At 73.2% G+C, this 10958-nt stretch carries 8 protein-coding genes; 1 reads left to right on the top strand and 7 read right to left on the bottom strand.

All coding sequences use genetic code 11. From position 1 onward, the window contains the following. The first annotated feature begins 283 nt into the window (after positions 1-283). Entirely contained in the window at positions 284-1144 is an 861-nt protein-coding gene (locus tag EAO70_RS24245; protein ID WP_148004897.1) for a 3-hydroxybutyryl-CoA dehydrogenase, read from the top strand. Between the two features lie 101 nt (positions 1145-1245). On the opposite strand, the gene EAO70_RS24240 is transcribed toward EAO70_RS24245, so the two are convergent. The 7 genes from EAO70_RS24240 to EAO70_RS24210 form a co-directional block, all read right to left on the bottom strand. After that, positions 1246-1776, bottom strand: coding sequence for an NUDIX hydrolase (locus tag EAO70_RS24240; protein ID WP_187284000.1), 531 nt, complete (start codon positions 1774-1776; stop codon positions 1246-1248). A gap of 62 nt (positions 1777-1838) precedes the next feature. Continuing rightward, entirely contained in the window at positions 1839-3179 is a 1341-nt protein-coding gene (locus EAO70_RS24235) for a transcriptional regulator (protein ID WP_148004895.1), read from the bottom strand. A gap of 348 nt (positions 3180-3527) precedes the next feature. Beyond that, the gene (locus tag EAO70_RS24230) at positions 3528-4595 is read right to left on the bottom strand and encodes a PP2C family protein-serine/threonine phosphatase (RefSeq protein ID WP_148004894.1); all 1068 of its coding nucleotides are present in this window, start codon (positions 4593-4595) and stop codon (positions 3528-3530) included. A gap of 293 nt (positions 4596-4888) precedes the next feature. Further along, a complete protein-coding gene (gene pheT, locus EAO70_RS24225; protein WP_148004893.1) occupies positions 4889-7417 on the bottom strand; it encodes a phenylalanine--tRNA ligase subunit beta in 2529 nt (842 codons plus the stop codon). Beyond that, positions 7417-8544: a phenylalanine--tRNA ligase subunit alpha gene (pheS, locus tag EAO70_RS24220; protein WP_148004892.1), complete on the bottom strand. Its 1128-nt coding sequence runs from the start codon at positions 8542-8544 to the stop codon at positions 7417-7419. Before pheS ends, pheT begins: the two co-directional genes overlap by 1 nt. A gap of 177 nt (positions 8545-8721) precedes the next feature. After that, on the bottom strand, positions 8722-10011 hold the full coding sequence (locus tag EAO70_RS24215; protein ID WP_148004891.1) for a PAS domain-containing sensor histidine kinase: 1290 nt from the start codon (positions 10009-10011) through the stop codon (positions 8722-8724). An 82-nt stretch (positions 10012-10093) separates the two neighbouring features. Continuing rightward, positions 10094-10933: a TrmH family RNA methyltransferase gene (locus EAO70_RS24210; protein ID WP_148004890.1), complete on the bottom strand. Its 840-nt coding sequence runs from the start codon at positions 10931-10933 to the stop codon at positions 10094-10096. Positions 10934-10958: the final 25 nt, after the last annotated feature.

Here is a 10958-nt window from a genome sequence, read left to right as displayed (position 1 = left end):
GCCTGACCGCCGAGGCGCAGCGCACCGAACTCCTCGCCCACCTGGACACCGCCGTCGCACGACGGCTCACCGCGGTGATCCTCCAGGTCCGGCCGACGGCCGACGCGTTCTGGCCCTCGCCGTACGAGCCGTGGTCGGAGTACCTCACCGGGACAGCATGCCCGCCCCGGGCGATCGATCATCGGTTAATGAGCGGTAACGTCGTGGGGTCGAGGCGGACGCACCGGAATCACACGGGCCCCCGCCGCCAGAGAAGAGCGAAAGGCACGAGGTGACGGACTCCATGGCCGACATTGAGCGCGTCGGAGTGGTGGGCTGCGGCCAGATGGGCGCGGGCATCGCAGAGGTGTGTGCCCGGAGCGGCCTTGAGGTGAAGGTCGCCGAGACCACCGGCGAGGCGCTGGAGATCGGCCGCACACGGCTCTACAACTCGCTGGCCAAGGCCGCCGAACGCGGCAAGATCAGCGAGGAGGAGCGGGACGCGACGCTCGCCCGCCTCAGCTTCACCACCGACCTCGGCGAGTTCGCCGACCGTGACCTCGTCATCGAGGCGGTCGTGGAGAACGAGCAGGTCAAGACGGAGATCTTCCAGATCCTCGACCAGGTGATGACCCGCCCGGACGCCATCCTGGCCTCGAACACCTCCTCCATCCCGCTGGTCAAGCTGGCCGTGGCGACCTCCCGCCCCGACCAGGTCATCGGCATCCACTTCTTCAACCCGGCCCCGGTGCAGAAGCTCGTCGAGCTGATCCCGGCCCTCACGACCTCCGAGGGGACCATCAGCCGGGCCCAGGCCTTCGCGGAGAAGGCCCTCGGCAAGCACGCGATCCGCGCCCAGGACCGCTCCGGCTTCGTGGTCAACGCGCTCCTCGTGCCGTATCTGCTCTCCGCGATCCGGATGTTCGAGTCGGGCATCGCCAGCCGTGACGACATCGACAACGGCATGGAGTTCGGCTGCGCCCACCCGATGGGCCCGCTGAAGCTCTCGGACCTGATCGGCCTCGACACCATCGCGTCGATCGCCGACTCGATGTACTCCGAGTTCAAGGAGCCGCTGTACGCCGCTCCCCCGCTGCTCCAGCGCATGGTGGACGCGGGCCGGCTCGGCCGGAAGACGGGCTCGGGCTTCTACCCGTACGCCTGATCCCCCCGACCCCGGACGGCCCGTACTCACGCACAGGTACGGGCCGTCCGGCATGTCACGGGCCGTACGGGCATCTCAGCGGCTGCCCCGGCCCGGGCGTCTCAGCCCAGCCGCAGATGGTGGAGCATCAGCAGCCCCGCCGCCATGTTCGCGGCCGGGATCTCGCCCCGGGCGATCATGTCGGGGACCTGCTTGAGCGGCACCCAGGCCCGCCGTGAGGACTCGAAGGCGTCCTCGGGCGGTCCCGTGTACGTGGCCGTCTCCGCCCAGTACAGATGGTGGCGGGCGTCGGTGAGGCCGTTGGACGGTTCGACGGTGAGGAGATGGCGCAGCGGCCCCGGCCGCCAGCCGGTCTCCTCCTCCATCTCGCGGGCGGCGGCGGCCTCGACCGTCTCGCCGTCCTCGACGACCCCCGCGGCCAGTTCCCAGCCCCAGCTGTCGGTGATGAAGCGATGGCGCCAGAGCATCAGGACTTCGTCGGCCTCGTTGACCGCCGTGGCGACGGCGACCGGGCGGAGCCGGATCAGATAGTGGTCGAGGTGGCGGCCGTCCGGGAGTTCGACGTCCGCGAGGTTCACCTGGAACCAGCGATTCTCATAGACAGAGTGTTCACTCAGTTTCGTCCACTGCACGTTCTTGCCACCTTCCGACTGGTCGGTGCTTGATTGATGGCAATATCGCAGCAGTTAGCGGTTCACAGGGGAACGCGCAGCGCGCCGTCGATGAGCGCGGCCGCCTCCCGGGCGTCCTCGCCGCCGCTGGCCAGCAGGGACTCCCGCACCTGGCGCAGCCGGTCGCGCAGCCGCCGCGACTCCATCCCCCGCGCCCGCTCGGTCATCTCCACCGCCGTCCGCGCCGCCGCGTCCGCCTCGCCCTGACGCAGCTCGATCTGGCACAGCATCGCCAGCCGGTGCACCCGGCCCCGGTCGTGCGAGGGCGCCAGCACCGCCATCGATGCGTGCTCGTGGGCCGCGGAGAGAGCGCCCAGATCGAGCAGCGCCTCGGCCACCTGCACGTTGACGAGCCCCGGCTGCACATAGTCCGTCTCGGCCGGCTCGTCCCCCGGGCTGATCCGCTCGGCCGCCGACTCGGCCCGCCGGATGCAGGCCAGCGCCGCCGCCCCGTCGCCGAGATGCGCGTACGCCTTCGCCTGCATCGCCGTCAGATCCGCGGCGAGCGCCGGGGTGATCTGCCGCCCGGCCGCCCGCAGCGCCGCCTCCGCGAACGCCACCGCCTGCCGGTACTCCCCCATGAACAGCGACTGGTTGACGAGGAGCGCGATCACATAGGCGCCGAGCCCCCGGTCCCCGCTCGCCTTCGCGAGCCGCAGCGCCTGGTGGAAGTAGCGCTGGGCGAGACCGTGCGCGTCGGCGTCGTACGCGCAGATGCCGGCCACCGCCACGAGTCCCCCGGTCGCGCGGTGCAGCCGCCGGCCGAGGGCGTCGCTGTACGAGCCGCGCAGCAGCGGCGCCGTCTCGGCGGTGAGGAAGCCGACGATCCGGGCGCGGGTCGCGATGCCCCCGGCTTTGCGGTACATCTGCTCGTAGTGGGACCGGGCGGCGCTGAGCACGGTGATGTCGGCGGCGGACACCGTCGTCCGGCCGTTCCGGGAGACATCCACGTCCTCCGGCGGGTTCTCCCACTCCCACACCGGCATCACGGCCGGAGTGCCGGTCACCGCGGGGGCGGCGACTATGTGCGGCCGCTGCTGCTCGTCGGACCGCCACAGGGCGGCCGCCCGCTCCACGAACCCGGAGAGCGGCGAACCGACCGCGAGCGCCGGCCCGCCGGGCACCCCGAAGCCGATGTCGTCCAGGGTCACCTGCCGGTGCAGCCGGGCGGCCAGGACCTCGCAGATCAGGTCCGGCACCTGGCCGCGCGGCCGCTGGCCCTTCAACCAGCGCGCCACGGCGGTGTGTTCGTAGCGCAGGGTGAGGCCCCTGGCCCGGCCCGCCCGGTTCACACGGGCGGCGAGGCCGGCGTTCGAGACGCCTGCCTCGTCGAGCAGGGCGTCGAGCAAGGTGTTGGGCTGCATGACCGCTCCGGTCGCTCCGGTCGCTCGGCTCCGAGCGCGGTGAACTCAGCGTAGCGGTGGCCGAATTCGTACGGAGCGAACTGGCGGGAGAACCCTCCTCCGCATCGCCTCGGACCACCGGTACAGGCGGGTTTCGCACGGGGTGTGAACGAAGTACCCCTTCTTCCGGTCCGCGTACTCTGCCGCGCTCCTCCCCGTACCGGTTGACTGTGCTTCTCGCCGAAAGGCGAAGACCGGGCCGCCGGCTCCCCCCTCAAACAGTGCGGCCGCCCGGTCCGTGTCGCCCGCCCCGCTGATCTGCCCGACACTCCGTGGCGGGGCGGGCGGCACCGGCACCGGCCCCTCCACTCACCCGTGGGCGGAGGGGGCGGGCCGGGGGCGGCGCAGCCCGGGTTCGGCGGGCTGCGCCGGCACCCGGACACGGTCGTTGCGGACGACGAGGAGGGCCACGTCGTCGGTGAGCCGCCCGCCCGTGTGGTGCAGGAGAGCGGTGTGGACCGCGCGGACCACCCCTTCGGGAGCCGCCCCGCACGCCCCCGAGAGCACCGCCTCCAAGGCGAAGAAGCGACCCTGGTGGTCCCTGGCCTCCTCGGCGCCGTCGGTGTGCAGGACGAGCGTCTCCCCGGGAGCCAGCCGGGCCCCGGTGTACGGCGCGAGCACGGTGGGCAGCGGCAGCACCCCGAGCGGCGGCAGCGGGTCGCCCACCGGCAGCCGCTCCGCCGTACGCCCGAGGCGATACGGCCCGGGGTGCCCGCAGTTGAGGACGGAGAGCCGCCCGTCGGCCCGGACCTCCAGCAGGAGCAGGGTCACGAACTCCTCCGCCGCCGGGTGCTCGGGGGCCTTCGCCGCCCGCGCGGGATGCTCGTCCCGTGCCCGCTCCCGCAGATGCCTCTCCAGGGCCCGCTCCAGGCGCCGCAGCACGCCGACCAGATCGGCCTCGTCGTGCGCCGCCTCGCGGAAGCTCCCCAGGACGGCGACTACGGCGCCGAGCGCCGCGAGACCGTGGCCCCGGACGTCCCCGATGACGATCCGCACGCCGTACGGGGTGGCCACCGCCTCGTACAGGTCGCCGCCGACGGACGCGCCCCGGGAGGCGGACGACTGCCCGGCGGCGAGGGACAGTCCGTCGAGCCGGGCGGGCGGCGGGCGCAGCAGCACCTGCTGGGTGGCGTCGGCGACGGCCCGCACCAGTGCCAGCTCCCGGGCCGGGCCGCGCCGCAGCCCGATCACCAGGCCGACGCCGACGCTGACGAAGACGACGCTGGTGGCGATCCTCATCGGCAGCCCGGGCTCACTGGCCGGTGGGCAGCCGAACCTCCAGGCCACGGCCACCGCGCCCCAGGCGGTGGGAAGAGCGAGCGGGGCCCGCCGGCGGAGCCGGGAGCCTTCGGCGAGCGACGACCTCGTACGGATCATGCACGGCCCTTCCCGAGCCCCCGTCAGCGCCCGAAGGCCCTGCGGCCCACAGGTCCGTGCCTGCGGCCGGGTCGATTCTCCCGACCGCCCGGACCGGCGGGGAACACCGCCCGGCGATCTCACCCGAAGGAGTGAGCACCCTCGGCGCGCCGTCCTGCGCCAGGCCTTCGCCACCGATACAGGTGCGCGAGGATCGCTCCCGAGTACGACGTGCCCGGCCCCGGGGAACGGCGGAGGGCCGCCCCGGGGTATCCCCGGAACGGCCCTCCTGTGTGGCGGTGGTGCTACGGCGCTCAGGCGCCGCGCAGCACGGCGCCGGTGCGCTCGGACGCCAGGGCGACCGCGGCGTCGCGGGCCGCGCTGGCCTCGTCGACCGTGAGCGTGCGGTCCGCGGCGCGGAACCTCAGCGCGTACGCCAGGGACTTGCTGCCCTCGCCGAGCTGGTCGCCGGTGTAGACGTCGAACAGCCGGATGGACTCCAGGAGTTCGCCCGCTCCCTCGGTGAGGGCGGCCTCGACCTCGGAGGCCGGGACGCCGCTCGCGACGACCAGGGCGACGTCCTGGGTGGCGACCGGGAAGGAGGAGATCCGGGGGGCCTTGAGCGGGCCCTCGTTCGCCTTCTCCAGGAGGTCCAGGTCGATCTCCATCGCGCAGGTGCGGGCCGGCAGGCCGAAGGCCTTGACCACGCGCGGGTGGAGCTCGCCGGCGTGGCCGACGAGGACCTTCTCGCCGTCCACCTCGACGTGGAACGCGGCGCAGCGGCCCGGGTGCCACGGGGCGTGCTGGTCGGCGCTGATGATCAGCTCGACCCCGGCCTCGGCGGCCACGGTCCGGGCGGCCTCGACCGCGTCCGCCCAGTCGGACGGACGGCCCTTGCCCCACCAGCCGGCCTGCTCGCGCGCTCCGGCGAGGACGACGGCGGCGCGGCGCGGCTGCGCGGGCAGCACGGCGTTGACCGAGGCGATCTCCACGTCGGTGGGACGGCGGTCGACGGGCAGCCGGACGGCGACGCCGGGCTGTCCCTCCGGCCGGAAGACCAGACCGGTCTCGAAGAGCGCCAGGTCGTGGCTGCCCCGGCTGTCGTTCCGGCGCAGCGCGCCGAGCAGGCCCGGCAGCAGCGTCGTACGGAGCGCGGGCTCCTCGTCCGAGAGGGGGTTGACCAGCTTCACGAGCCGACGGCGGGCGTCGTCCGCGTCCAGGCCGAGGTTGTCCAGGGCCTGCTCCCCGATGAACGGGTAGTTCAGCGCCTCGACGTAGCCCGCGCCGGCCAGGGCGCGGCCCACCCGGCGGTGGACGCGCTGGCGCTCGGTGAGCCCGCGGCCGGCCGGCGGCTTCGGCAGCGTGGAGGGCAGGTTCTCGTAGCCCTCCAGCCGGATGACCTCTTCGGCCAGGTCGTTCGGCTCGTTGAGGTCGGGGCGCCAGGACGGCACGGTGACGATGAGCTCGTCCTGGCCGTAGACGTCGCAGCCGACCTCCTGGAGGCGGCGGACGACGGTCTCGCGGCCGTAGCCGACGCCCGCGACCCGGTCCGGGTGGTCCGCCGGCATGGTGATGGTGCGCGGCGCCGGCGGGGCGCTGATCTCGGTGACGCCGGCCTCGGCCGTACCGCCCGCGAGCAGCACGAGCAGGTCGACGCAGCGCTGGGCGGCGGCGGCCGCGGCCTGCGGGTCGACACCGCGCTCGAAGCGCTTGGACGCCTCGGAGGCCAGCCGGTGGCGGCGCGCGGTGCGGGCGATCGAGATCGCGTCGAAGTGCGCGGCCTCGATGACGATCTCGGAGGTGCCGGTGACGACACCGGTCTCCGGGTCCGTCTCCGGGTCGGCGATCTCCGTGTTGGCGCCGCCCATGACACCGGCGATGCCGATGGGACCGCGGTCGTCGGTGATCACCAGGTCCGCCGCGTCGAGGACGCGTACGGTGCCGTCGAGCGTGGTGATCTTCTCGCCGGCCTCGGCGCGGCGGACTCCGATGGGGCCGTCGAGACGGCTCCGGTCGTAGGCGTGCAGCGGCTGGCCGAGTTCGAGCATCACGTAGTTGGTGACGTCGACGGCGAGCGAGATCGGACGCATGCCGGCCTTCTGCAGGCGGCGGCGCAGCCAGATCGGCGACCGGGCCTCGGGCTGGAGACCGACGACGGTGCGCGCGGTGAAGCGGTCGCAGCCGAGGGGGTCCGTGACCCGGACCGGGTAGCCGTACGCGTTGGGCGCGGGCACGTCGAGCAGCGCCGGGTCGCGCAGCGGCAGGCCGTACGCGATGGCGGTCTCGCGGGCGACGCCGCGCATCGAGAGGCAGTAGCCGCGGTCCGGGGTGACGGCGATGTCGAGGACCTCGTCGTACAGCTCCAGGAGCTTCGTGGCGTCGATGCCGATCTCGAGCTCCGGCGGCAGCACGATGATGCCGTGCGTGCCGTCGTCGCCCATCCCGAGCTCGTCGCCGGAGCAGATCATGCCCCGGGAGACCCGGCCGTACGTCTTGCGCTCGGCGATCCGGAAGTCGCCGGGGAGCACGGCGCCGGGCAGGGCCACGACGACCTTGTCGCCGGCGGCGAAGTTCCGGGCGCCGCAGATGATCTCCTGGGGCTCGCCGGTGCCGTTGGCCCGGCCGACGTCGACGGTGCAGAAGCGGATGGGCTTCTTGAACTCCGTCAGCTCCTCGATGGTGAGGACCTTGCCGACCACCAGCGGGCCGGTCAGGCCGGCGCCGAGCTGCTCGACGGTCTCGACCTCGAGGCCCGCCGACACGAGTTTGGCCTGGACGTCGCGGCCGGTCTCCGTCGCCGGCAGGTCGACGTACTCCCGCAGCCAAGAAAGCGGGACGCGCATCAGATCTCCATCCCGAACGGCCGGGTGAACCGGACGTCACCCTCGACCATGTCTCGCATGTCGTCGACGTTGTGGCGGAACATCAGCATCCGCTCGATGCCGAACCCGAAGGCGAATCCGCTGTACTTCTCGGGGTCCACTCCGCAGGCGACGAGCACCTTCGGGTTGACCATGCCGCAGCCGCCCAGCTCGATCCAGCCCTCGCTGCCACAGGTGCGGCAGGGGCGGTCCGGGTTGCCGACGGACTCGCCGCGGCAGACGTAGCAGAGCATGTCCATCTCGGCGGACGGCTCGGTGAACGGGAAGAAGTTCGGGCGCAGCCGGGTCTTCATGTCCGAGCCGAAGAGCGCCTGGACCATGTGGTCCAGGGTGCCCTTGAGGTCGGCCATGGTCAGGCCCTCGTCGACGGCGAGCAGTTCGATCTGGTGGAAGACCGGGGTGTGCGTGGCGTCGAGCTCGTCGGTGCGGTAGACGCGGCCGGGGCACACCACGTAGACCGGGGGCTCCCGGTCGATGAGCGTGCGGGCCTGGACGGGCGAGGTGTGCGTCCGCAGCACGACGCCGGACTCGTCGCCGGAGGTACCGGCCGGGCCCTCGACGAAGAAGGTGTCCTGCATCTGGCGCGCCGGGTGGTCCGGTACGAAGTTGAGGGCGTCGAAGTTGAACCACTCGGCCTCGACCTCGGGGCCCTCGGCGACCTCGTACCCCATGGAGACGAACACGTCGGAGACGCGCTCCATGAGCGTGGTCAGCGGGTGGCGGGCACCGGCCGGGACGCGGTCGTACGGCAGGGTGACGTCGACGGCCTCCTCGACGAGGACGCGGGCGTCGCGCTCGGCCTCCAGCTCCGTCTGGCGGGCGGCGAGCGCCTTGGAGACGGTGCCGCGGGCCTGGCCCACGATCTTTCCGGCGGCGGCCTTGGCCTGCGGGGGCAGGGCGCCGATCTCCCGGTTGGCGAGCGCCAGCGGCGAGGTGCCGCCGGTGTGCGCCGTCTTCGCGTGCGCGAGCGCGTCGAGGTCGCCCGCGGCGGCGAAGGCGGCGAGCGCCTCGTCCCGCATGCGCTCGATCTCTTCCGGTTTCAGTGCCTCGACCTCAACCGGGTCGTACGACTTATTGGGTGCGGACATCTCTTCCCGTGCTTCCGTTGGCTTGGCTGGGCGGCCCCGCTCGACGTCAAGGGCGCAAACGTGCCAAAGGACGAGTCTAACGGGGTGGGGGGATGCGAATGAGCCCGTGGGCGCCCCGGGCGGCTTTCGATCTCGTCCGATCCTGTCCGATCCGGTCGGACTTCGTACTGGATCTCGTCAGGCGAGATGGGCCGGGGTGCCGACGGGCAGCATAAATCGGAACTCGGCCCCGCCCCGGGGGCCCCTGCCGACGGTGATGTTTCCGCCGTGGGCCTCGACGACGCCCTTGACGATGTAGAGGCCGAGGCCGGTGCCGCCGCGCTTGCTGCCCCGCCAGAAGCGGGTGAAGACACGGCTCATCGACTCCTCGGGGATTCCGGGGCCCTCGTCGCTCACGGTGACCTCCGTCCCCTCTTCTCCGTCGGTGCGCGTCCTGGCGGGTGCCACCTCGATGGTGACGGTTCCCTCGCCGTGGCGCACCGCATTTTCGAGGAGGTTCCCGAGGATCTGGTCGATCTTGTCGGGGTCGGCCCAGAGCGCGGGCAGTCCGGGCATGATCCGGACGAAGAACCGGTCCGGGGACTGGCCGCCGGTGGTGTGCACCTGGACGTGCCGGCCGACGGCGGCGGCGATGTCGACGGGCTGGCGCCGTACTTCGAGCCGTCCGGAGTCGATCCGGGAGATGTCGAGGAGTTCGGCGATGAGCCGCTTGATGCGGCCGGCGTCGGCGTCGACGGTCTCCAGCATGAGCCGCTTCTGCTCGTCGTTGAACCGGTCCCACTTGCCGAGCAGGGTGGCGGTGAAGCCCTTGACGGAGGTGAGCGGGGAGCGCAGCTCGTGGGCGACGGTGGCGATCAGCTCGGCGTGGCTGCGCTCGGTGCGGCGGCGCGCCTCGGTGCCGCGCAGGCAGACCACGACCCGGCGGACCGGACCGGTGGGGTGCTCGCGGACGTAGCGGGCGGAGACGAGGACCTCGCGGCCGCCGGGCAGCAGCAGGTTGCGCTCGGGCTGGCCGCGGCGGGTGGCGAGGCCGCCGTACGGGTCGGTCAGGGCCCACCAGCGGCGTCCCTTGAGGTCTTCGAGCGGCAGCGCCAGGTCGAGGGGGAGGCCGAGGGCCCGCTCGCCGGGGACGGCGGTGATGCGGCTGGCGGCGGCGTTGAAGGCGACGATCCGGCCGGTCTCGTCGGCGACGACGAGACCGTCGGGCAGGTCGTCGGGCAGGACACCGGCGAAGCCGTCGGCGTCCGCGGGTCCGAGGTCTCCGGCGGTGTCCGCGGGTCCGGGTTCCGCGGCGGTGTCCGCGGGTCCGGGTTCCGCGGCGGTGTCCGTGGGGGCTGCGCCCTCCGCGGACCTGCCGTCGGCCCCGGACTGCTCCGGGTCCGGGGTGTCCGGGGCGGTCCCCGGTGCTTCCTGGGCGTGCGGCGCGGCGCTCCGTGCCTGTGCGGGACTGTCCGTGCCGACCGTCATCCCCGTACCCCCACCCCTCCGTGTAGCGCAGTGGGTTCCCGAGTGCGTCACTCTACTGGGCGGGGAGGGCGGAATGGACCCCTCAGGCGGAGGTTCGGGGCCGCTGGGCGCGGGCGGAGGCGTACAGGCAGACCGCGGCGGCCGTCGCGAGGTTGAGGCTCTCGGCCTTGCCGTGGATGGGGACGCGGACGACGGCGTCGGCGAGGGCCCGGGTCTCCTCGGGCAGCCCCCAGGCCTCGTTGCCGAAGATCCAGGCGGTGGGCCCGCCCATGGTGCCGGCGTCCAGCTCGGCGTCGAGGTCGTCCTGGCCGGCTCCGTCGGCGGCGAGGATCCGGACGCCGGCGCCCTTCAGCCCGGCGACGGCCTGCTCGACGGGGACGCCGACGGCGACCGGCAGGTGGAAGAGCGAGCCGACCGAGGCGCGGACGGACTTGGGGTTGTACAGGTCGACGGAGGCGTCGGTGAGGACGACCGCGTCGGCGCCGGCCGCGTCGGCGCAGCGCAGCACGGTGCCGGCGTTCCCGGGGTCGCGTACGTGGGCGAGGACGGCGACCAGCTTGGGGCGGGCGGCGACGATCTCCTCGAACGGCGAGTCGAGGAACCGGCAGACGCCGATGAGGCCCTGCGGGGTGACGGTCTGGGACACCTCGGCGAGGACGGCGTCGGAGGCGTGGTGGACGCGGGCTCCGGCGGCGCGGGCGGCCTCGATGATGGCGGTGTGGCGCTCGGCGGCCTCGACGGTGGTGAAGAGCTCCACGAGCGTGGACTCCCCGGTGGAGCCGCGGTGCTCGGCGGCCTCGCGGACGGCCTGCGGGCCCTCGGCGATGAAGAGGCGGTCCTTGCCCCGGAAGTTGCGCTTGGCGAGCCGCCGGGCGGCGACGACGCGCGGGGAACGCGGGGAGATCAGCTCGGGGGTGACCATCAGGTGCGGCGGTTCTCTCTTCGGG

Origin of the sequence: Streptomyces sp. adm13(2018) (assembly GCF_008042145.1) — a bacterium.
Taxonomy (GTDB): Bacteria; Actinomycetota; Actinomycetes; order Streptomycetales; family Streptomycetaceae; genus Streptomyces.
Note: the sequence above shows the minus strand (reverse complement) of the source record. Positions and strands in the feature narration are given on the sequence as shown.